Consider the following 21,660-nt stretch of genomic DNA (forward strand, 5'->3'; position numbering starts at 1 on the left):
CTCTATGGCTCGCTTTCGAGACGAAGCGTCGACGATGCCCCGGTTTGAACTTCCAAGACCCGAAATCGACTTCCTGCTGCTGCGCCCCTATCGAACAGACCGCGCGAAAGCGGGTTGACGAGATGGGCTTCGACCTGATTGCGTATGCCGCGGCCGCCGTTCGAAAGATCCGCCAGACACAGACCGCGCAGCGTCGCGCGGGCCTGTTCCGACAGTGTCACGTCGTAGCCTAGCGATTTGACGTCGTTCAGTAGGTTGTCCAACATCTGATCGAAGATCTCGTTGGCGACATCTCCGCGAATGAAATCGAAGACGATCACGTTCTCGCCGATGCGATTCAATATTTCCGGCCGGTTGAGCACTTGCTTGAAGTGCTTTTCGATCTCGGTGCGGACCTTCCGCTTGACCGCATCGAACGTCTCCTCGGGCGTCACGTTCGCGATCCGCTCGCCCGTGGGGCCGGGAGTGTAGATACCGAGATTGGACGTGAAGACGATGAAAGCTTCGGAGAAGTAGACGCGGTCGCCTCGTCCCGAGGTGAGGACGCCGTCATCCAGGATCTGAAGGAATTTATCGAGGATTCGCGGGTGCGCCTTCTCGATCTCGTCGAAAAGGACGACGCTGAATGGCTTTTCCCGGATCGCGTTCGTGAGTTCGCCGCCGACGTCGTATCCAACGTAACCGGGCGGGGCACCGATCAAGCGCTGATCTGAATGCTCGGCACTGAACTCGGACATGTCGAAGCGGATGTATGCACTGTCGTCGCCGAACAGCAGGCTCGTGATTGTCTTCGCGAGTTCCGTCTTGCCGACTCCGGTGGGACCGGCGAGGAAAGCGACGCCCCTCGGTCGGCCTCCCCTCGGTGATTGGCCGATCCCGGTGACGGCGCGTTTCACGATGTCGAGCATGTGAGTGACGGCGTGCGCCTGTCCCTTCACGCGGCGCCTTACGAACTCGTCCGCCGAGCTGATCTTGTCGTGGCTTATTTTGCGCCACGGGTCTTCGGTGACGCCGACCTTGAACCGCCGAACCGCATCGGAGATGCGATCGAATGGAACGTTTTCGCTTCGGGAGAGCTGAGCGATCGCGCTGAGGTCGAGAAGCAGGAGTCCCTCGGTCTCGTCGACGAATCCGTTGGTCGACTTCTCCAAGTCGACCGGCGCGGCATTTTGAGCGCCAGGCAGTCCCCGCATCAACGAGCTGATCATGGTCCGCCGGGCCAGGTGGTCGGGCCGACCGATCGGAATGTGCCGAATACGTGGATTGCCGATTAGGAACCAGTCGGGAAGGTCCCCTTCTTTGTCCGCGATCCAGATCACTGTGTTGAAAAATGGCTGACGACGATCGCCGGCCGGGCGCGCGCGCGCAGAGTGGGAAAGGATCAACGCGCGCGAAAACAGCTGATGTTCGGCAGGAGAGAGGGCCTCGCTGCGAGTGATCAAGCGCGACGCGAAGTCGATGATGAGGGCCGAGGGCAGGCCGTCGGATGGAACATGCCGTTCAAGGGCCGAGGCCAACAGATCGATACCGCCGGCAGCGGTGCCGTTTGCAGGCGACAGCCGAAGATGCGTCAGAAAGCTATCGTCGGATGGTTCGAGGGCTCTAAAGCCGTTCAAAAGATCGAAGCTCGCGATCCGGCCATAGCCGGCGTCCTTCAGCGCGTCCGGCAATGCTCGGGCTAGGGATACCGATGTGATCTGGCCAGGCGCGGCCTCATGGATCTGGAGATCCCTAGTATTGCCCGAAAGGACGAATTGGCTTCGCAAGGGCAGAAAGCGAAGCAAATCGCGCAGCCATCTCGCCTTCTCGACCGTACCAGCCCCCACCGGCTCGCCCCCCGCCCACACTCTTTGCGCGACTATAGTAGATTACTCGCCTCTTTCGAGTCGGATCGACTAGGAAAATGGCATAATGGGCGCACGCTAGACGGCCGAGTAGGGTCGCCGGCAAACGGCATTGTGGTGGGGAATGCAGAACGTCGGCGGGAATTTGTGTCTGAGTTCGACCGATTTGGTCGGGCACCTGAACTGTGCGTATCTGACGGAACTCGACCTCAAAGTGGCCAAAGGCGAGCTTCAGAAGCCCAAGGTCTGGGATCCGGTTCTTGAGACCCTTGCCAAGCGCGGTGCCGCGCACGAACAGGCCTTCATCGATCATCTGAGGACGCTCGGAATGCCCGTGACGGTGATCGATGGAGGGCTCGATCCCAAGTCCATTTCGGCGACCTTGGAGGCCATGACTCGCGGCGATGCGGTCATCGTTCAAGGAGCATTACAATTCGGGACGTGGAACGGCCGGGCAGACGTGCTTCGCCGCGTGGAAACGCCGAGTCGGTTCGGTGCCTGGTCGTACGAAGTTACCGATACGAAGCTCTCGCGCGAAACGAAGGGGAACACGGTTCTGCAGATATCACTGTATTCGGACATGCTTTCCGCGATGCAGGGTGTCGAGCCGACGTCGGCCCACGTCGTGACCCCGGGTACGAATTTTGAGCTGGAAACCTACCGTATCGCCGACTACTCAGCCTACTACCGGCAAGTGAGATCCAGCCTCGAAAGGGCGATCACCAACGGCGTCGACGCCGCCTATCCCGAACCTATCGAACATTGCGACATCTGCCGGTGGCGCCACGATTGCGACGATCGGAGGCGGCGGGACGACCACTTGTCGTTGGTCGCCGGTATCAGCAAGTCGCAGATCGGAGAATTGACCAGACGCGGAGTCGGCTGCACGGCCGCGCTCGCCGCCATGCCTATTCCTCTTGAATGGAGGCCGGAACGCGGAGCTGCCAAGAGCTACGAAAAGGTCCGCGAGCAGGCGAGAATTCAGGTCGAAGGCAGAACGAGCGGCTCGATGAAGTATGAGGCGCTACCGCCTATCGCCGGCTTCGGCCTGTCACGGCTTCCCGCGCCGTCTCGAGGCGACATCTTCTTCGATTTCGAGGGTGATCCTTTCGTTGGAGAAGGCGGCCTAGAATTCCTGTTCGGCTACTCCTTCCTCGATCACGAAGGGAAGCCGACGTACATGGGTGACTGGGCCTCGGACCGGCGGGAAGAGCGGGCCGCATTCGAGCGCTTCGTCGACTTCGTGACCGAGCGCCTCAAATCCTACCCCGATCTGCACATCTACCATTTCGCGCCGTACGAGCCGGCCACCATGAAGCGCCTGATGGGCCGTTACGCCTCGCGCGAGAACGAAGTCGATAACCTTCTTCGGGCCGAGATCTTCGTCGATCTGTTCGCCGTCGTACGCCACGGGATTCGTGCCAGTGTGGAGAGCTATTCGATTAAGAAGCTCGAGCCCTTGTACTCCTTTACCCGCAGCGTTCCGCTGGAGGACGTCGGGGCGGTCATGGCCAGGACTCAGGCGCGCCTCGAAATGGCGGATGCCGCCGGCGTTCCCGATGCGGACAAGGAGACGATCCGCGGCTACAACAAGGACGACTGCGACTCGACGGCCGCGCTACGGGAGTGGCTCGAAGCGCTGCGTGCCAGTCTCATTGCCAGCGGCGAAGATATCGAACGGCCCGTTCCAAAGCCCGCGGAGGTCAGCGAGAAACTCGGCGATTGGCAGAAGAAGGTGGCAGTGCTCGTCGGAAGGCTTACGGAAGGTATCCCGGACGACGTCGCCAAACGGACCACCGAGCAGCAAGCCCGCTGGCTGCTGGCATTCATGCTGGACTTTCACGGCCGGGAGAAGAAGGCCGTTTGGTGGGAATATTTCCGGCTCCGTGATCTATCCGCCGACGACCTGCTCCATGAACGCGCCGGTCTATCTGGGCTTACGTTCAAGGAAGTGGCCGGTGGCACCCCGAAGGTGCCTGTTCATAGGTACAACTTCGTCCTTCAAGATACCGATCTTCGGCCCGACAGCGAACTCCGGAGCGTCGGCGGGCAGAAGTTCGGTAGCGTCGTCGCCATTTCGCATGAAGATAGAACCATCGACATCAAGAAGCGAGGCGACACCGCGGATTTCCATCCGGAAGCCGTCTTCGCTCACAAATCGGTGGATCGCGACGAACGTCCCGAGGCTCTCTTCCGGCTAGGACAGTACGTGGCGGAAAACGGAATCGAAGGAGCCGGCGAGCACCGCGCTGCGCGCGATCTTCTCTTATCGACCGCGCCGCGGCTCCAGGGAGAGAGCCTGCAGGTCGAGGGCGAAGATAGTTTGAAGACCGCCACCCGGGTTGCACTTGCGCTGGACCAGAGCGTCTATCCGGTCCAAGGACCGCCGGGTGCCGGGAAGACATTTACCGGGGCCCGCATGATCTGTGCTTTTGTGCGCGCAGGAAAGCGAGTTGGGATAACCGCCAATAGTCACAAAGTCATTCGGAATCTTCTCGACGAGGTCGTCGAAGCTGCAGGAGAAGAAGGTCTTCCGATCCGCTGTGTTCAAAAAGTCGATGAGAAGCATCAAGAAGACGATCTCGACAGCTTGAAGTTCATCAAGAAGAACGAGCATGCCCTCGACGAGTTGCGGACGAACTGTTCCGTCGGCGGAGGGACATCGTATTTCTGGGCCCGGCCGGACGCACGTCTAAGCGTCGACGTGCTGTTCATCGATGAAGCCGCTCAGATGGCTCTCGCGAACGTGTTGGCCGTCGCACAAGCTGCACAGAGCATCGTTCTGCTGGGAGACCCGCGGCAATTGGAGCAGCCGATTCAAGGAAGCCATCCGGATGGCGTCGGAGTTTCGGCCCTGAACCATGTCCTTGGCCCTCATGCCACCATTCCGGCCGATCGGGGCCTATTCCTCGCTGAGACGTGGCGGCTTCATCCGCTCATCTGTGCCTTCAATTCGGAACTGTTCTATGAAGGTCGCCTGAAGTCTCGGCCGGGACTTGAGTGGCAAGAAATCAGGATCAAGTCCGGAATCAACGGCTCTGGCCTTCGCTACCTTCCGATCCAGCACGACGGAAATCAGAGTTCGTCGCCAGAAGAAGCCGATGCGATCCGCGACCTAATTGCGGACATCCTAGGGTCAGGCACGACCTGGGTCGACCGGAAAGGTAGTGAGTCCCCGATTTCGCTCGACGACGTGCTGATCATCGCGCCGTACAATGCGCAAGTCTTCGAGCTTCAGGAGCGCCTCCCCGGCGCGCGCATCGGCACCGTAGACAAATTTCAAGGCCAGGAAGCCCCAATCGTCATCTATTCTATGACAACTTCAAGTCCTGCGGATGCGCCGCGCGGAATGGAGTTTCTGTACAGCGCCAATCGGCTCAACGTCGCCGTTTCGCGAGCGAAGTGCATTTGCATAATGGTCGCTTCGCCGCGTTTGTTTGAGGTCGAGTGCCGGACCCCTCGTCAAATGCAACTAGCTAATGCCTTTTGTCGGTACGCCGAAATGGCGTCAGCATTGTAAGGGTTATCGCTGGACTATGTAGATGCGTCCATCATCAAATCGAATCCACTGTCAGGCTCGAACGGTAAATCGATCGAACGACGTCAGGATTTGTGAACGCGGCTCGACATGCCGCAGGTAGATTTCGGTCTTGAGAAATGCGATATCTTCCGTGATTTTGCTTTCGTCTACGCCCTCATACCTCGATCGCAGCTTACCATCACTTCCATCGCTCCGCCCGCAGCGACGAAGAGTACACGCTGGTCTGGTCGCGCCGGGCAGGCGACTGATTGACGCGGAATCACCGACCCTCCATGTTGAGAAGCTTCAAGTCACCGGGAGCCGAGTATCGGCTTCAAGGTTGTTCTCGGTATTTTTGGTCGAGAGATTCGTTGGGCAATGACCGCGAGGACTACGGCTTCTGGCCCATCCCCGACTGGAATCTCGTCTACCGATGACGCTGCTCGATTCACTGGCTGGCTTCAGCCGCGTGAGCTAAGACACGCCTATTCAACGCCGACCGCCCGCCCTCGTGCGACCCGTCGCTCACGCGAGTTCCATGTCCGAGCGGGATGTTGAATGCTCCGAGCGTACCCATGGTGATGGGAGTGACGGCATGGAAGATCGGAAATACCTGACCGCCGAGGAGGTCACAGAGCGCTATCGTGGCGCCGTGAGCGTAGGCACATTGCGGAATTGGAGAGCGATGCGCGTTGGCCCGGCTTTCGTCAAAGTCGGGAAAGCAATCCTCTACCCAGTCGGAGAACTCGAAGCCTGGGAGAAGAGAAACATGGTGTCGTGCCGTGCGCCTGGAAGACGAAGCATTGCCGTGTCTGACCGAGCGTGATCATCACAATCCGTCACGCAGTTCCGTCCCCATTCCCCGCCCCCACTTAAACGCCAAATCTCGAAAAACGAAAACTTATCAATTATATAGAAGTGACATCACGTTCGGGTCGTGTCCCCGGAGGTGGTGTAGCTCGGTGGAGCAAAGCCGCCCGGACGCGCGCTCCCAAATAGCGCCGTAGCGGGCGGGCGGCTTTGCGGTGGTCACCGGCAGTTCTCCGGTAGGATCGGGTTGCGACACGCCAACGCAACCGAGGAACCACCGATGACCGAAGACATGATGAACCTGCGCACGCTGGTAGAGAAGACCCCAGACGCCGATCTGCTGCGCGAGATGATCGGCTTTGCGGCCCAGCGCCTGATGGAGCTGGAGGTCGAGAGCCAGACCGGGGCTGCCTATGGCGAGAAGAGCCCCGAACGTCTGGCCCAGCGCAATGGCTACCGCGACCGGATCTGGGAGACCCGCGCCGGTGCGGTGGAGCTGCGCATCCCAAAGCTGCGCAAGGGCTCCTATTTCCCCGGCTTCCTGGAGCCGCGGCGCATGGCCGAGAAGGCGCTCACCGCCGTGGTTCAGGAGGCTTACGTTCAGGGCGTCTCGACCCGTTCGGTCGACGATCTGGTGCAGGCGATGGGCATGACCGGCATCTCCAAGAGCCAGGTCAGTCGGTTGTGCGGCGAGATCGACGACAAAGTGAAGGCCTTCCTCGGCCGTCCAATCGAGGGTGACTGGCCCTATCTTTGGATCGACGCCACCTATGTGAAGGTGCGCCAGCAGGGGCGCATCGTCTCCGTCGCGGTGATCGTTGCAGTCGGCGTCAACAGCGACGGCCGGCGCGAGGTTCTCGGCATGGACATCGGGCCGTCCGAGGCCGAGACGTTCTGGACCGCCTTCCTGCGCAAGCTGGCCCGCCGCGGCTTGCGCGGCGTCAAGCTGGTGGTGTCCGACGCCCACGAGGGCATCAAGGCCACCGTGACCAAGGTGCTCAACGCCAGCTGGCAACGCTGCCGCGTCCACTTCATGCGGAACGTGCTGGCTCATGCCGGCAAGAGCGGACGGCGCGTGGTCTCCGCCTTCATCGCCACGGCCTTTGCCCAGGACGATGCCGAGGCCGCTCGCACCCAATGGCGCAAGGTCGCCGATCAGCTCCGTCCCAAGCTGCCCAAGCTTGCCGGCTTCCTCGACGAGGCCGAGACCGACGTGCTTGCCTACATGACGTTCCCGCCGCAGCATCGGACCAAGTTGCACTCCACCAATCCGATCGAACGCCTCAACGGCGAGATCAAACGGCGCACCGAGGTGGTCGGCATCTTCCCCAATGAGGACGCTATCGTCCGCCTCATCGGAGCTGTCCTGCTCGAACAGAACGATGAATGGGCGGTCCAACGCGCCCGCTACATGACGCTGGAAACCATCGCGCCATTGAGCGATGATCCGAACGTCAGCCTCACGGCTATCGCCAGCTGACAGGCCCGGCTCCAGCCGGCGAACGCGGTGGGCCGCCAGCTACACCACGCTTGGGGACACGATCTCACGTTCGTGCACAACTATCCCGCTCGATACCCTTCGAGCACATCAGCTCACGCGTGAGCGCGGCGGGATTCCTACCGTTTAAAAGTAAGACAGAAGCAGCTTCCAGGCACATCATCGACGGCCATCGAAGGCATCCCATCCTGCCACGACAACCGGCTCTCGAGATAAATATCCTCCGGTATATCGAGGATATCGACTGAGATGTCGAACGGCGCGGCGGTCTTTAGGGATACTAGTTCGCTCATGTCCAGACTGGCATCGAACGTCTCCATGATTGCCGAGCGGATGACGGAGTTCACAGGTTCTTCCCGAAGGCTTTTCGCTAGTGATCGCTTGGCGTTTCGAAGGGTGTCGACGATCACTACCGACCCGCGTGGCTTAAGCAATCGATGTAATCGCTTTAGTTCTGAAGCAGGATCAGGGAATTCGTGAAAGCAAGCATAGGAAAAGATGAATTCAAACTGTTCCGAGGACTCAAGAATCTTGTCATAGATGGCGGTGATTCCAATCTCGGGCGAAACGATCCAGTTTGGAAGTTGCGGTGGTGTTTCCAAAAGCGTCAGGAACTCCGGTTGGACCGCAGCCAACACTCGATATCCAGATACCTTAGAAAAGAGTCGAGAAAGTACGGTTGGACCTGCGCCATAATCGAGCGCCAAACAATTTGGGCCCATAGCAACATTCTGGTCAGTCGCGATCGAACGCAGGAAATGAGCTAGATCCCAGAGCGCGAGCAATTGAGGCCCGACCGCAAACTCCAAATACCGATCCGAGGTCCAACCCATGCTTTCTTCCTTTAGCTTCAAGTCTCCTTGGGCATTACCGGCTGCGTCTACACTAAAGAGAGTCCGCCGTCCGCAACCAGCACCGATCCGGTAATCCAATGGCTCGTTCTGTCCACTAGAAACGAGACCAGATGCGCTACATCTGTCGAGGTTCCTAGATAGCCGAGCGGTGTAGCGGCGATCAGCTGATCCCGAAGCATTGCCCCTTCCATCTCATGCTCCTTATCACGAAATTCCGGATTGATTGCTCCAAGACATATGCAATTCACTCGAATACCGCGATCCGCGTAGTCCAACGCTGCAGCTTGGGTTAGATGGATGATGGCGGCCTTGGTTGTGCTATACGCAGCGAAGCGCGGTATCGGCCGGGCGCCGGCCGTGGACGCAATCGTCACGATTCGAGCGTCCGCTGGCATTAGGCTTAGGAAGGCTCGGATCGCCATCGCTGTACCAAGCACGTTGGTGTCAATGAGCTGATGCCAAATTGCTTCGGAGATTTCATCCAGCGCGCCAACGTGCATTACGCCGGCCGCTGTACACAACACGTCGATCTTGCCCCAACGGGAGTTCGCGACCGATGCGGCACGCTCCAGATCTTCCGCTCGACGGACATCGCAGACCTCGATGATCACCCTACTGTCATCCAGACCTTGGGTTGAAGCGACGATCGCCTCCAAGGTCTGCCTCGTGCGGCCTATCAGCATAATGGCGAAACCTGCTTTCGCCAGCATTGCAACGATTCCCCTTCCGATGCTGCCAGCAGCGCCGGTTACGACAGCTACCCGTCGCGAGCTAGCTACGACCATGTGCGAGGTCCAATATTTCTTTGGCAACGCGAATTGGATCTCTACCGAGAACAACTCGGTAGCCTTGAAGCTTGCTCGCCAACGAGGCGGCATAGTCGAAGTGTGCAGATGTGTGACGCTCGCCGTAAAATACGTTATACATCGTCAAGGCGACCGCAGTTTCTATCTCGTCGATCGGCTCGATGGATCCTGCCGTGCCACAGTCGCACATTTCCAAAAGCAGCCGAGCCTGCGCCCGCTCGCCTACGGTAAGACCGGCCGCATATGGGTCAAAAACAGCAAGGTCTGCTTCGCTGTCGGAGACCCGCGCGGAGGCCGGCAGATCCGCCAACCAGTTCCAAATTGGACCGTCATGACGATGCAACTTGCAGCGGATGGGAAAGGCCAGAAGCTCGGGACCGGTGGACCCATCGCTTAGCAGGCCCAGTTCGTCCGCCAGCAGGGAGGCTCCCGTTCTGCAGAGAGCCAATAGAAGGCTCGTCTTACCCATCAAGGGTTCTCCAGCGATGATGATTCCGGCTTTCTCAAATGCGCACATTCCGGCGTGAAGCGGGAAAATGCCGGCGAGAGGTAGCGCCTCAAGAATCAGGCTCTTGAACAGAACCGACGATGTGTAGAGCGGATCGTAGTGCGTTCGGAACCAATCTAAGTCGTGAACAACGATATCAATTCGGGGGCCCCTATAGCTGATAAGTGCTGTCGCGAGCCCAGAGAAGTCAATCAATAGTCGATCGTTCGCCTCGTCTTCTAACGTTCTCAGGAGGAGATTTATCCGACCCTTGCTAAGATTGAATTCTCTCCAACGAGGTGCGCAACAACTGTCTATCTGCGGAAGTCGGTATTCGGTGCTCAACGATATACTAAGCCAAGGAACGATGAAATCAGCGCACCGGAAAGCCGTCAGGCCTTCATTGACTAAATCTGCCAGAAAGCCATCTTCGGCATCAACCGCTATCCGCCCACCATGAATTTCAAACTGCATTTTCATCGGCATTGACTACTATTTTGTCGGACGGCGCGCCAATTGTACCAAGATAACGTCGACGAATTTCATCGATATCGCATTCAATCGCAACAGTCGTACTGGAGACGCCATCGCTCGGCCGAAGGGATGTTCGCCCATAGTGATCCCCGGCCGAGCAATCAACGCTCACGAGCGCCGACCTGAAGGTAAACAGTTCGGGCCAAAGGACGGCGGCCACGCCGAGCACGTCGCCGCCGGCAAGTCCAGTCGGCTGGCCAGCCTTTTCGAGTTGATCTAACACGGTACCGTAGAACCGGCCGACCCGTGTATCAATTGCCGAAATCCGCGCCGCATCCTGTTCGTCAAAGTTCATGCGACGCATCAGGTGCAGCGGTATAATTGTCAATCTGATCCCGCTGCTAATTACCGTTTCTAGTGCTTCGGGATCAACCCAGACATTAAACTCCGCCTCGGGCGTAATATTACCTGACGGCGCCCCAAACTCGTCGAACGTACCGCCGGCAAAATATAGTTGGCTGAGATTCGAGGCGGTCGCGGGTTGCTCGTCGAAAGCAGCGGCGAAATTCGTAAGCGGCCCTAGGGCGACAGCAGATATTTCACCAGGCGCAGCTTGCGCACATTGCGGTATCCATTGCCTTGCAGGAGGCTCAGCCGGATTCATCGTAGGCGCATAACCGAAGGGCCAGACGGGCGGTGTATCATCCCCCCACTGTCCGTAAGCGCGGCGCTCAAAATCACCATACGAATGGTATCTTGGGTTTGCTTCCCCGCTGTGGACTCCGATATCCGGGCGCCCCAGATACTCGGCCAGCGTCAGAGCATTGTAGAGAGACTGTTGCATTGTGAGATTTCCGGCACACACCGAAATGCCATCAACGCGCAAGTTTCGGCTCGCAAGTGCGAGCACAAGGGCTTGACAATCGTCGTTACAAATTCCGGCGTCGCTATCGATCAAAATTCGCTTTGTCACTCAACACCCCCAAATACGCCGGCACTCCCAACCACCGGCATTCTGCCAGAACGCAAACACCTCACCGTTATCCAATCCGAGCTTTGTCCATTGTCGCGTCGTCCCCTGGACGAGCTGAGCACGCAGCATTGCTGTGGCAGCCCAATGCGTGATCAACAACGGATAACATGTCTTCGGTATTAGGTCGCCGATGGATGAAGTGAGACGCTCGACAAATGCGACGCGACTCTCTCCGAATGGCCAGGTAAAGCTCAAGTCTTCCTCGTCCTCGATGGCTCGCGAGTGATTGGGAAACCGACGGGAAAACTCTTCTGGTAGGAGCCCCTCGGCGCGACCGAATCTAATCTCGTCGAGACGCTCATCAGCCACGCTCGCCAAGGCAAGCTTCGATCCAATAATGATTGCCGTCTCGATGGCGCGCGGCAAAGCACTCGAAATAATCTCGGTCGGTCGGTCAGGCAGGTCGGCAAGCGCTGCAGCTATGCGATTTGCTTGATTTCGCCCCGCATCTGACAACGGACTGTTTCTTGCCGGAAGCCTTCGCTCGAGATTGTCAATGCATTCACCGTGACGTGCGAGTAAAAATCTTCTCATGTCAAAGCCCAGTAGCCGGAATTGTTATCAGCTCGCCTTCCATCATCATGAGATCGTTGTTCACCTCGATCGGTATGGATTGATCCGCCCGAATCTGAATCTTCGAATTGACGACGGCCGCTTCGATCCTGATTGAGTCACGTCTCGACCACCATTGGGCGAACTGGTGAAATGTCATATCGGGTAGTCGCCGCACATCCGGATATTCCAGCAGGATATCGATTGCCGGCTCGTCCCCATCGACAAAATCTCCTGGGTGAAAAATAAAGCTAATCGGTTCGTTCCTTGCTAAACATCTCCGCACGAATTGCGACCAGCCGTTCCTGAATTGATCAATCGTAGGCTGGCCCGCGAGAAGGCACTGCAAGTATGGGCTGACAGGAATTTGCAGCGCAGCGTTGCAATCGCCCCTGTGAGCGGTCCAGAATGGCAGACCATCGTATCCACAGCCGAGTTCGGAAGAGTAGGAAAGCCCGTGTTCGACGACTGCTTCCGCGACCGACGGATACCAAACGCCGCCTGGGCCTCCGTATCCCTTCGGAGGCGAGCCACACAACGAGCCGAGCACCGTCTGCGCGCGACCGATATCTTCAATGCATCTTCCGCGTTCAGAGAACACCGTGTGCCAATAGCCATGATTGGCTATCTCATGGCCCGCGTCGCTTAGACATGCGAGGGCAAAACCTTCGGTTTCGCAACGAAGACTAGGGACACGTTTACCCTCGCTGTCTTCCGTTTCCTCCTCACCGCTTGCATTGGCGAAAAATGTTGCCCTTCTGCCGTATGCCGAAAAACGTGAGGCGGTTGTCATCAAAATGCTGGCATCAACAACATCGATGTCGAGGCGTCCAAGGAAAATGGAAGAGGAAACTGTGGGGTAATACCATTTACGAACATAGGGCACATTCGCTTTGGTAAAGGCCAGCCGAAGCACCTTTGACAGAATTCGGCATATGCCATTGTGGTCCACGGCCGCAAGCAGGATCTCAACGCGCTCGACTTCGGCCGCAGTATCCGTTCCCGGGAGCGGATAGGGGTGGAAGCCAGAGCCGCGCGCAACCAGCAGTTCGCCTAACGCTAACGGCAGGTAAAATCTCCCCGCTTGCTCGACGCAGGCGGAGTAGAGCCGACCAGCACTCGGCGATCCTTCGTCAACAAAAGTCTGCAGAAAGATGGCAGGCCAGAAGGGTCTGGCCGGATAAAGCTCAGCGATACCGCCAACACGCACCCTTTCGCCATCTGTCTCGACATGGGAGACAAAGCCGCAACCTAGACCAGCGATTGGTGGCGACACGCCATCAAGGATAACAACACTATCAGTGCCGAAATCTGTGTTCGACACATTCTCCAATGCCACGACGACGCGGCTTCTTCCCGTTGGGGCATCTACTTCAACAAATGGCAGCCCTTCGCGAAGCAGGAAGCCTCGCCAGCCAGCCACCGCCTCGTGAGATCGTCCGCGAACGAGTTCAACGCCGATCCAGGTCATGAAGCCGATCGTTCGGTAAGAATCACCTTGAGCTGCTGCAACTCGCTGACGAGTTCAACCACGTCGCATTTGCTGACCGTACCAGACGTTAATCCTTCCACTCGGTCCGCGATCTGGCCTAAAGTTCGATCTCCGTCGATCTGCTCAAATATGAGCTGAGCAGAGGCATTCAGGACGTAAAATCCACCTACGTCGAATTCATAAACGACCAGCTTGTTTCCCTTGCGACGTGATACCACCGACTGATGATTTATTCGCACGCGGGTAACGCGCCAGTCGTCTCCCAGGATTTCTCGCCCTTCAGTCAATGACATGTTGGCACAGGTAATCGACGAACGCCTCGGCTTGATCCTTGCGCGTAAAGTTCTTGGATTCAATTATCGGAAGCAAATGATTGAAACGCTCCCAATCCCGATCGGGTATGCTGATGCCAAACCGCTCGGGATGATCGAAATATGGTGTACCCGGATATGGAGCAAGCATCGCCAATCCGTACTCGTCTAGTTCAAGCGCTCCCATGGTATCGATCACTCGGGACATGTCATCTCGCGTTTCCCATGGAAATCCGATGATGAAGTAGCCGGCCACCTCTAGACCTGCCTCTTTGGCCATACGCACCGCAGCGAATACATCGCGAATATGCGTATCCTTTCCACATTTCGCCAAACTCTCCTCATTTGTTGTTTCGATACCATAGATGATACGAAAACAACCGCTGCTTTTCATTCGCTGCAGCAAATCATCGTCGACCCGGTCGACACGAGTCATTGCTTTCCAGCGTACATCGACGTCCCAGCGCTTCATGCTATCGCAGATATCAAGAACGTGCGCGCGATTCACCGTAAACGTGTCGTCATAGAATATGAATTCCCGACCGCGATATGCATAGCGATCAACAAGCCATTTCATCTCGCGGGCGACTTCATCTGCAGACCGCCACGTTACTTGACGTCCCCACTGACCTTGAATGGTGCAGAAATCGCAACGGTATGGGCAGCCTCGTGACGTGTGTATTCCGAGAGCCTCAAGCTCGACGTAGTGCTTCATATCGAGCAGATCGTAGGGCGGAAACGCGATGCTGTCCAAGTTGCGAATCCGCTTCGGCAACGACGTGTCCCCGAACGACGACGCGCCCTTATCATCTAGCCGATCTCGGGAGCGACGCTGTGCGGGCCGCGCTATCAAGCCACTTACCTTTCCATCCGGCGCCTGACCTGCCACCAGCATTTGAAGCAACGACGCAAACGCCTGCTCGCCTTCTCCCTTAATCACGTAGTCGACGCAATCGCTGGAGAGAGCCTCCGCATACTCGAAGGTAACGTGTGCGCCGCCCATGACAACTCGCGCGCCGGCTGCTTTGGCAATCCGCGCGCAACGCATGGCGTTCGGGAACGTCGCGGTCATCGTCGTAACGCCCGCCAGATGAGGGCGGAATTCATCTACGATCCGCTCCACTTCGGTCCAGCCCATATTGGAGACCGGCATATCGATGACACGAACATCGTGCCCACCCTGCATAGCGACGCCTGCAAGGTAAAGAATCCCCATCGGCAAGTGAATCAGATCAACATCATGAATCAACTCCCGGCCATTTGGAAATTTATTCGATAGTGCCGGATTCATCATCAAGATGCGCATCTCGACCTCAACCCCGTAGCGTGACGCCCATTTCGTCCAGTTCGGCCTGGTATTCCGGATTGATGATCCATTTTCCGCTAACGAACATGTTACGGTCCCATGGATGGATCAGAAGATCATCCGATTCGATCACGTACCAATCCGGGCGCTTACTGAAGCGATGAACCGCGAGCGTTGCCGTCCTGACCTCCGCCGCTCCCAAATCAAGTATTGCCTGCCGCGCAATATTAAGCGTCCTTAGGGTGATGCAAATGTCGTCAACGAGCAGCACCCTCTTGTTGGCCACATGCTGCGTAGGCGGAACAAACATCTCGGGAATCTCGCGCACGATCTCCTCGTTGTGGCGGCTCGAGAGTTTGACCGGAAAGAGATCAACTGAGAACGCCGATGCAATAACCACGGCGGGCATCAGTCCACCTTTGGCGATCCCCACCACAATCTCCGGCTGATAATCACGGCTTATCTGTTCGACCAAGCTCATGGAGAGCTCGCCAAACCGGCTCCACGACAGGTCGTTCACGCCGGTATGCTCATGGTGATACGAGGGAGCTTTTTTGGAATCCGAAGTGTTCACAGCATACCTACTCCAACGATTGAGTCACGGGGAAAGACGCCCGCGTCGAATGCTCCCTGGCAAAGCACATCGGAGGCATCCTTGCGGCCCGTCTGAAGTCGCGAAAGCGGCCGATTACCTCCTCCGCACACATCCCAAAAGGCACAAACGCGACAGACCCCGTCGACCTGATTTCGGTCGGTCAAGAGAAATGGCAGCTCCGATTCGACAGCCGCGGCGTAGATCTCTTTCAGGCTGCGCGAACGAACATTTCCTAACAAGTGACCACAATTGTTAAGATCGAGGTCGGCCAGAGCGCAGTTCCCGTCGGCATCGATTGCGAACTCAAAGGGAAATGGCCGAAGATACGCCTTAGATAGCCGATCGCCAAGCCCGGAAGTGGCGATGGCGGGCGGCAGTAGGGATGAGACCCGCAACGACTGGCCAAAAAAATGGCGTTCAAGCATCTGGCTCAGCGCGATCAAGCGCTCTATCGGCACCTGAAGGTCTTGCGACGCTCGACCAGTTACGGTGAGGGGCACTAGTACGAAACTCCGAGCTCCCGCGGCGAGCACCATTTCGGCTAGGGAGAGGATTCGGCCTTCATTGCGCCGGCTGACCACCGTCGCGACGATGAGGTCACGATCGAGGGGAAACTCTTTGGCGGCTAGCGAAATACTGTTGAGCGCTCTGGCCCAGAGACCGGGGACTCCACGAATCTCGTCGTGCAGCTCCCCATCGGCGTCCAGGCTCACCTGTAGTTGCCGCAAACCGGCATCGCGCAGCGATTTTATCAAACGATCGCTCAGATGGCCGCCATGGGTACTAATGCCAACCTTGATGCCGGCGGAAGCCGCCCGGTCAACAACCCTGCACAAATGTTTGCTGAGCGTGGGCTCTCCCCCGGAGATGAACAGACGTACGAGACCGAGTGCGGCCAGTTCATCGACAACGCGAAGGCATTCGCCCTCGTCGAGCTCGTTTGGCAATGGCTGCGCTGAACTCGAGTAACAATAGCCGCAACGCGCCGAACAAGCTCGGGTCAGACGCCAATTGCACGAAACAAGCGGAGTTTCCCCAAGGAGAGCAATTATCTCTTCCCAAGCCGACAACACCTGTATGCAACTCGCCCTCTCTGCATCCATCGCTTGTCCCGGTTTTGGCATCCCCTTGACTAGAGCAGGATTGATTGGTCACGAAGCATTTTGAGAACATACGCGACATCCGCTCGGGCCGTCTCAAGCGGAACGGCAAATTCGTCGCTGTAGCTATGGACGATGTCCTCCGTTCTGGTCGCACCATCGCACCGTTTGAACACGAAAGCGGCAGTCGCATTCATTGCAATCCCACTTTCAGTCAGGATTCCTTTGGCGTACTCACGCCAATCGGAAGATGGGTGCCGGGCCGGGAACTCACCGCACTGTGGAGCAATTTCACTCATCGAGTGACCCGAATCGTTCGTGACGGATTCATCTGGCCGTGCGACTTCTGCGTATGAATTTCGAGATATTTGTGGGTGCGCGCCTTAACAATTGCACGCGTGTAAGGCGTGGCCCCACAATCGGTGTAAGTTCTATTCAGGGCGTGTGACAATGCCGGACATTTTCCAGAGCAAGAATATTGGGAGTGGCCCAATTCGCATCCATGGCATCTGTCAAACTTCTCGAAGGTAATGTCGCGCATCTCCTGGAAGGAATACGCCCATAGCAGCGAGAACGGCGCAAGACGAACGTTTCCTCCACTTAAAATCTCCTCGCCTGCGCAATTCGAGCACGGATAAACGTCACCGTTCGAGGCGATGTATGCGATAGACCGCGCGCCCTTACAGCGCGCGGTCAAGCTGTCCAGCCAATAAGCGAGCTGCAGAAAACCCGCATAATAGAGCTTGGCGCGAGGATCCACGCACTCCTCGTAATAGTCCTCTAGCTCCTCCTTCGCCACGAACACCGCAAGGTCGTCTTCGACGTCAAGCGGGCTCAATTGCAGGCCCTGCGCGTTGCGCGCGCGACCGATCATCTGAGTCTCGAGCGTCTCGAGCATTACGTCATTTTCCCGGCACCAAGCGATCAAGCGCGGCGCCTCCTTAATATTCAGCTTGTTCAGCGTGAGAACGATATTGAAATCAACCCCTGCACGCTTTAGCTTCAGCGCTCTTTCCGCAATAACTTCAAATCGCGACTCGCTTCCACGAAGCAACGCATTGCTCTCGATCCCGTCGATACTAAGCCCCATTCCAAAATCACGCGTGGGAAGGCGCGCGATGACATCGTCCGTCAGGTGAAGACCATTTGTGACGAACGAGGTTACGAATCCCAATTCGTGCGCATATGTCAACAAGTCCAGGAAATCAGGATGTTCCAGAGGCTCCCCGCCTATGAACTGCAGGCAAAACACACCACAGCGGTGAAGATCATCGACGAGTTCAAATAGCTCACCGCGGCTAAGTTCGTTGGCACGCGCATCGCCACCATCGATGTAGCAGTGTGGGCATTTTAGCTCGCAAGCCCGACTGATTTCGATGCTGACGATCAACGGGTGCCGGAGATGAAACTGCTCCGACACCGCCGTGAAGCCACGCAGCCGATGCTGGTCCAACTCGGTTGTGGCAATCCTTTCCTGTTCCAGCAGCCTGGATACGGAATGGTCATATAAGTCGATATCGCCATCCGGCCGCGCGACAATGCAGCCAAACTCCTCACGTCGCCAGCGAAGACTCCTTGCAGTCAGCCATTCACCCGCAACCAACCGAACCTCCCGGCATCTTTTGCGAAGAGCTGAAACGACGTTGACGGGCCCACGCCGAATAACAGGTATTCGGCGCCCTCGGCACACTGATCTGAGATCAGACCGTGTGGCCGCCCGCAGCGAGGACTCGTCTCACACGCACCACCTTGGGCTTTTCGTATTTTACATCTGGCGATAGCCGTTCACCTTGCTCCGGCGACGGAGCGGTTGCATTGGATATCGACGATTGACGTTCGTCAATCGAACCATGTTGGTCGTCCATTTCCGTTCTCCTCTTAGAATTTCGCTTGATAGGCCACGGATATCGATTGCAACCTAAAGGGCTGCGCCAACGATTGCAGTCGCGGCAAGGTTCAGTTGCACTGAGCGATCGATTGTCTTGCGTAGCTGTTTTGCGGTATTGGGCCCAACCGGCTCTGCGACGGTAGCACCGGACGGGGTACTGTCAGGGACATGATCGAGTAGTGTAAGCACCGTGACCGCAGCCAACTCGTTGCGGTCGATTCCCGTTTGGAGCAGAGCTTGGCGAACCATGTCCTTTTTCTTGTCGATGTCCGAGATCGCCGAGGAATGGATACCGTGTTCGTCGATCAACCCGTGCGGTAATTTTACTGCAGCCATAGCAATCCTCCTATGTCATTGGGAGATGGATAAGGATCTTCGTTCGGTCGTTCCGCTCGAACCTCTCAAAAATACTTCAGTAATGCGTCTTCGCCGCTCTTAGCTTTGCTGCGTGCACTCAGGAATTCTGCGTAGTCGGCGATTTCGCCCGATTCCAGGTCGGCTTTGACTTGTGCAATAAACTGTTTGAGTTCACGACAATTCGGATGCTTGCGGTGCAGCCCGCCAGTTTGATGCCAGGTCATGGCTCTGCAGCCACCAGCACAAATATAGCGATACTCGCAACTACGACATTCCTCGATCGTCTCTGCGCCAAGATCAGGGAAGCGCCCATTGTTGCGCGCTGTGCTTACGAGCTCGGTCAGACGCTGCCCATCCTTGATCGAACCGATCCGCATCTCCGGAACATCTCTCTGTGCTGCGCAGAAGTATGCGGTGCCATCTGACGCAACCTCAACCGTACGCCCTGCCATGGCGTTGCAGTAGTGCTGCCGGCGAACTCCTAGCACGATCGGTAGAACGAGATTTTCGATAAAGTCGATACAGACATAGAGGTAGTTATCCTTTTGAAGCTGGTAAAGCTCCTGTAGGATTGGCTCCAGATCCTTGATAAAGAGATTTCTTTGAAACGCGCTCCCATCCTTCCAGTGGGTTGGAGCGAAGTGGACAAATTGAATATCTCGATCGATCGCGTACCGAACAATGTCTCCTGCATATGCCTTGTTAGCGTTTGTCAGAGTCACGGATAAGGTAACAGGGATGTCATGCCTGCGAAGATGTTCAATCCCGTCTAATGCCTTCGACAGGAGATGATTGCCGCGTATTTCTCGATATAGCCTCGGATCAACTGCATCGAGGCTCACTTGCACGGTGCATCCGTGCTCTTGCAGCGCCCCCAATACCTTGGGAGTCATGTGCGTGCCATTCGAGACAAGCGTAACCTTCAGACCAAGATCGCCGCACGCAAATCCAATCAGGGCCTCGATATCCGGATAGATAGTGGGCTCACCGCCGCTCAGCATGACGATCCGAGCTCCGGCTTCGCGCAGTTCTGTTAGGACTGACTTGGCTTCGTCCATAGTCAGCTCTCCGCCTCCGGCTTGCGGACCAGACTCGGTATAGCAGTACGTACATTTGAGATTGCAGCGGTTCGTAAGCTGAACCCAGCCGAGGAGACCGTCCGAGTCACCGCCTTGCAGACCGTCAGTCATGGGAACACCAGCCCTCATGTACCTAGGTGCAGTCACCATAGCGTTCAATCACAAGGATGTCACGTGCATTTTCGTGTCCCACACCTTGTGCGATTCCAGACGGTCAATTCGACGCGGTGTCCTCCAAGGAAAGCAGTTGACGCACCGCTAATTGGACACTTTGCTGGGGGTCGAGATCGTTGGCGGATACGCTGACGATATCGTCCGGCGAAATTGGACCTATAGCGTCGGGTAAGGCGGCCAGTAGCTGGCCAAGGCGGGACGTGGCATTGGCATTGCGAGCCGGGTCGTTCGAACCCAAACCATCGGCAAGCTCTCGCCACTCTTCAAGTTTGACGAGCCGCGACCGCACCGCGGCGAGCAGCAAGTCTAGCCAAGTCGGTTGTCCGAGGGTGATATTTAGCGAGACGGAGCATTCATCGCCGCGCGTCGCATGCCAAGTGCCGCGCGGCACGAACAAACAAGAGCCTGGGTCGAGGACAACCTCTTCCGCCTGCGGCGGCATCTCATCCGGGAGCCGCGCCGGGCTGTATAGCTTCAACTCCGGCGATACGTACGGAAACTGACGAACATCATAGTGCTCTGTCGGATGTTGAACCACCTGATTTGGCGCAAGATTCCAGACTTTTCGACCGGTCAACTGCAAAACAAAATTGGCGTAAGCGTCGAAATGAGCCGGAAACCCCCCACTAGTCGGGGTTACGTAGATGACGGCTTTGGAGGAGCAGCCAAGAGGTAATCCCAGCTCCCGTTTGAGCTCGTCGACAAGGTCCCTGAGGCTTTGAAAAGCCAGATCGGCATGATCCAGTTCCAGCGCGGCTCCATCCGAAAGCATTGAAAGTGCTTTGCTAGGCGTCACCAGAATACGATCCGTCAATCCCGCTGCGTCCGTGAATTGCTGCTTGCCGACGGCCATTACCAGATTCGAATACTCCCTAACGAGCCGAGCAATATCCTGATAATTGATCTCGCTAAGCGGCAGCTCAAATCGGTCAAGTTCGCCCCTCGTGACCCACACCTTTGAAGGCCAATATTCAGAGAAAAATTCAGCCTGGGAAAGGGGTGCAATCAGACGCTGCAAAACGCCCATAGTTTCCTCCGCAAAGCCAGTGTCAGCGCGCCGCTTCGGTCTCTGGGTTCGGTCACCGCTTGTGGGTTGTTCATCTTACGCGAGCCTGGCTCATGAACTCAAATGGCTTGAGCATCTTCCTGCCGAACACTCTGGGCGATTTGAACAGGTTCGGCTGCGGCTTTGAAAGTCGAAGGACCGCTAGAATCAGAAAGGCAAAATGGACCTGACAACATCGTGCCCCCTTCCAAGTGCGTGAAGGTTTCCACCAAATCGACCTCATTGCAAGCTCAGATTGTGACTGCCAGTAAGATGCACAAACGAAGGAGCTCCACCTCTGAGCTAGTAATTCAGCCGGTCATCCGCAGAGTTCACTAACTCTTGAAGGTGCCTTTTGGTCTGCCGACAGAGCGCCTCAGGGTCGAGCAGAAAGAACGACACGAGCAATCGCGCGAAAGGGATCGGCTCGCCCGG

At 57.0% G+C, this 21,660-nt stretch carries 19 protein-coding genes; 3 read left to right on the plus strand and 16 right to left on the minus strand.

The window, feature by feature from the left end; all coding sequences use genetic code 11:
- Positions 1 to 2: 2 nt before the first annotated feature.
- Positions 3 to 1,826 (minus strand): AAA family ATPase, encoded by a 1,824-nt coding sequence (locus QX039_RS29165; RefSeq protein WP_315774031.1) that lies wholly within the window; start codon positions 1,824 to 1,826, stop codon positions 3 to 5.
- A gap of 142 nt (positions 1,827 to 1,968) precedes the next feature.
- Here QX039_RS29165 and QX039_RS29170 point away from each other — a divergent pair, with 142 nt between their 5' ends.
- The 3 genes from QX039_RS29170 (at position 1,969) to QX039_RS29180 (ending at position 7,654) form a co-directional block, all read left to right on the plus strand.
- Positions 1,969 to 5,364, plus strand: coding sequence for a TM0106 family RecB-like putative nuclease (locus QX039_RS29170; RefSeq protein WP_315774033.1), 3,396 nt, complete (start codon positions 1,969 to 1,971; stop codon positions 5,362 to 5,364).
- A gap of 595 nt (positions 5,365 to 5,959) precedes the next feature.
- Complete coding sequence (locus tag QX039_RS29175) at positions 5,960 to 6,190, plus strand: helix-turn-helix domain-containing protein (RefSeq protein WP_315774035.1); 231 nt, start codon at positions 5,960 to 5,962, stop codon at positions 6,188 to 6,190.
- Positions 6,191 to 6,454: 264 nt separating this feature from the next.
- Entirely contained in the window at positions 6,455 to 7,654 is a 1,200-nt protein-coding gene (locus QX039_RS29180; RefSeq protein ID WP_315714240.1) for an IS256 family transposase, read from the plus strand.
- Positions 7,655 to 7,791: 137 nt separating this feature from the next.
- Here QX039_RS29180 and QX039_RS29185 read toward each other — a convergent pair whose 3' ends face one another.
- The 15 genes from QX039_RS29185 to QX039_RS29250 all read right to left on the minus strand — a co-directional run bounded on the left by QX039_RS29185 (position 7,792) and on the right by QX039_RS29250 (position 21,207).
- Positions 7,792 to 8,505, minus strand: a complete 714-nt coding sequence (locus tag QX039_RS29185; RefSeq protein WP_315774037.1) for a class I SAM-dependent methyltransferase — start codon at positions 8,503 to 8,505, stop codon at positions 7,792 to 7,794.
- Positions 8,506 to 8,552: 47 nt separating this feature from the next.
- Positions 8,553 to 9,404, minus strand: a complete 852-nt coding sequence (locus QX039_RS29190; protein ID WP_315774040.1) for an SDR family oxidoreductase — start codon at positions 9,402 to 9,404, stop codon at positions 8,553 to 8,555.
- The gene (locus QX039_RS29195) at positions 9,298 to 10,305 is read right to left on the minus strand and encodes a hypothetical protein (RefSeq protein ID WP_315774042.1); all 1,008 of its coding nucleotides are present in this window, start codon (positions 10,303 to 10,305) and stop codon (positions 9,298 to 9,300) included. Before QX039_RS29195 ends, QX039_RS29190 begins: the two co-directional genes overlap by 107 nt.
- A complete protein-coding gene (locus QX039_RS29200) occupies positions 10,283 to 11,266 on the minus strand; it encodes a nucleoside hydrolase (RefSeq protein WP_315774044.1) in 984 nt (327 codons plus the stop codon). The genes QX039_RS29195 and QX039_RS29200 overlap by 23 nt, the downstream gene beginning before the upstream one ends.
- Positions 11,267 to 11,860: a histidine phosphatase family protein gene (locus QX039_RS29205; RefSeq protein ID WP_315774046.1), complete on the minus strand. Its 594-nt coding sequence runs from the start codon at positions 11,858 to 11,860 to the stop codon at positions 11,267 to 11,269.
- Position 11,861: 1 nt separating this feature from the next.
- Entirely contained in the window at positions 11,862 to 13,349 is a 1,488-nt protein-coding gene (locus tag QX039_RS29210) for a polysaccharide deacetylase family protein (protein WP_315774049.1), read from the minus strand.
- Positions 13,346 to 13,663, minus strand: coding sequence for a PqqD family protein (locus QX039_RS29215; protein ID WP_315774050.1), 318 nt, complete (start codon positions 13,661 to 13,663; stop codon positions 13,346 to 13,348). Before QX039_RS29215 ends, QX039_RS29210 begins: the two co-directional genes overlap by 4 nt.
- A complete protein-coding gene (locus QX039_RS29220; protein WP_315774051.1) occupies positions 13,650 to 14,987 on the minus strand; it encodes a B12-binding domain-containing radical SAM protein in 1,338 nt (445 codons plus the stop codon). The genes QX039_RS29215 and QX039_RS29220 overlap by 14 nt, the downstream gene beginning before the upstream one ends.
- A 7-nt stretch (positions 14,988 to 14,994) precedes the next feature.
- The gene (locus tag QX039_RS29225; RefSeq protein ID WP_315774053.1) at positions 14,995 to 15,507 is read right to left on the minus strand and encodes a phosphoribosyltransferase; all 513 of its coding nucleotides are present in this window, start codon (positions 15,505 to 15,507) and stop codon (positions 14,995 to 14,997) included.
- A 50-nt stretch (positions 15,508 to 15,557) separates the two neighbouring features.
- The gene (locus QX039_RS29230; protein WP_315774054.1) at positions 15,558 to 16,706 is read right to left on the minus strand and encodes a radical SAM protein; all 1,149 of its coding nucleotides are present in this window, start codon (positions 16,704 to 16,706) and stop codon (positions 15,558 to 15,560) included.
- Positions 16,707 to 16,714: 8 nt separating this feature from the next.
- On the minus strand, positions 16,715 to 16,981 hold the full coding sequence (locus tag QX039_RS33125; protein WP_409998918.1) for a PqqD family protein: 267 nt from the start codon (positions 16,979 to 16,981) through the stop codon (positions 16,715 to 16,717).
- On the minus strand, positions 16,978 to 18,285 hold the full coding sequence (locus QX039_RS29235) for a radical SAM/SPASM domain-containing protein (protein WP_315774055.1): 1,308 nt from the start codon (positions 18,283 to 18,285) through the stop codon (positions 16,978 to 16,980). Before QX039_RS29235 ends, QX039_RS33125 begins: the two co-directional genes overlap by 4 nt.
- A 315-nt stretch (positions 18,286 to 18,600) precedes the next feature.
- A complete protein-coding gene (locus QX039_RS29240; protein ID WP_315774056.1) occupies positions 18,601 to 18,906 on the minus strand; it encodes a hypothetical protein in 306 nt (101 codons plus the stop codon).
- Between the two features lie 65 nt (positions 18,907 to 18,971).
- Complete coding sequence (locus tag QX039_RS29245) at positions 18,972 to 20,156, minus strand: radical SAM/SPASM domain-containing protein (protein WP_315774058.1); 1,185 nt, start codon at positions 20,154 to 20,156, stop codon at positions 18,972 to 18,974.
- 64 nt (positions 20,157 to 20,220) lie between these two features.
- Positions 20,221 to 21,207 carry a JmjC domain-containing protein gene (locus QX039_RS29250; protein WP_315774059.1) on the minus strand — a complete coding sequence of 329 codons (987 nt, stop codon included), beginning with the start codon at positions 21,205 to 21,207 and terminating at the stop codon, positions 20,221 to 20,223.
- Positions 21,208 to 21,660: the final 453 nt, after the last annotated feature.

This window comes from Bradyrhizobium sp. SZCCHNR1043, from assembly GCF_032489675.1.
GTDB lineage: Bacteria > Pseudomonadota > Alphaproteobacteria > Rhizobiales > Xanthobacteraceae > Bradyrhizobium.

What these genes read in the sequence shown, in the direction of transcription:
- QX039_RS29215 (WP_315774050.1), bottom strand. Translation starts at nt 13,663, where the DNA reads ATGTCATTGACTGAAGGGCGAGAAATCCTGGGAGACGACTGGCGCGTT.
- QX039_RS29205 (WP_315774046.1), bottom strand. Translation starts at nt 11,860, where the DNA reads ATGAGAAGATTTTTACTCGCACGTCACGGTGAATGCATTGACAATCTC.
- QX039_RS29185 (WP_315774037.1), bottom strand. Translation starts at nt 8,505, where the DNA reads ATGGGTTGGACCTCGGATCGGTATTTGGAGTTTGCGGTCGGGCCTCAA.
- QX039_RS29210 (WP_315774049.1), bottom strand. Translation starts at nt 13,349, where the DNA reads ATGACCTGGATCGGCGTTGAACTCGTTCGCGGACGATCTCACGAGGCG.
- QX039_RS29245 (WP_315774058.1), bottom strand. Translation starts at nt 20,156, where the DNA reads ATGGTGACTGCACCTAGGTACATGAGGGCTGGTGTTCCCATGACTGAC.
- QX039_RS29175 (WP_315774035.1), top strand. Translation starts at nt 5,960, where the DNA reads ATGGAAGATCGGAAATACCTGACCGCCGAGGAGGTCACAGAGCGCTAT.
- QX039_RS33125 (WP_409998918.1), bottom strand. Translation starts at nt 16,981, where the DNA reads ATGAGTGAAATTGCTCCACAGTGCGGTGAGTTCCCGGCCCGGCACCCA.
- QX039_RS29220 (WP_315774051.1), bottom strand. Translation starts at nt 14,987, where the DNA reads ATGCGCATCTTGATGATGAATCCGGCACTATCGAATAAATTTCCAAAT.
- QX039_RS29195 (WP_315774042.1), bottom strand. Translation starts at nt 10,305, where the DNA reads ATGCCGATGAAAATGCAGTTTGAAATTCATGGTGGGCGGATAGCGGTT.
- QX039_RS29190 (WP_315774040.1), bottom strand. Translation starts at nt 9,404, where the DNA reads ATGCCGCCTCGTTGGCGAGCAAGCTTCAAGGCTACCGAGTTGTTCTCG.
- QX039_RS29170 (WP_315774033.1), top strand. Translation starts at nt 1,969, where the DNA reads ATGCAGAACGTCGGCGGGAATTTGTGTCTGAGTTCGACCGATTTGGTC.
- QX039_RS29230 (WP_315774054.1), bottom strand. Translation starts at nt 16,706, where the DNA reads ATGCCAAAACCGGGACAAGCGATGGATGCAGAGAGGGCGAGTTGCATA.
- QX039_RS29180 (WP_315714240.1), top strand. Translation starts at nt 6,455, where the DNA reads ATGACCGAAGACATGATGAACCTGCGCACGCTGGTAGAGAAGACCCCA.
- QX039_RS29250 (WP_315774059.1), bottom strand. Translation starts at nt 21,207, where the DNA reads ATGGGCGTTTTGCAGCGTCTGATTGCACCCCTTTCCCAGGCTGAATTT.
- QX039_RS29240 (WP_315774056.1), bottom strand. Translation starts at nt 18,906, where the DNA reads ATGGCTGCAGTAAAATTACCGCACGGGTTGATCGACGAACACGGTATC.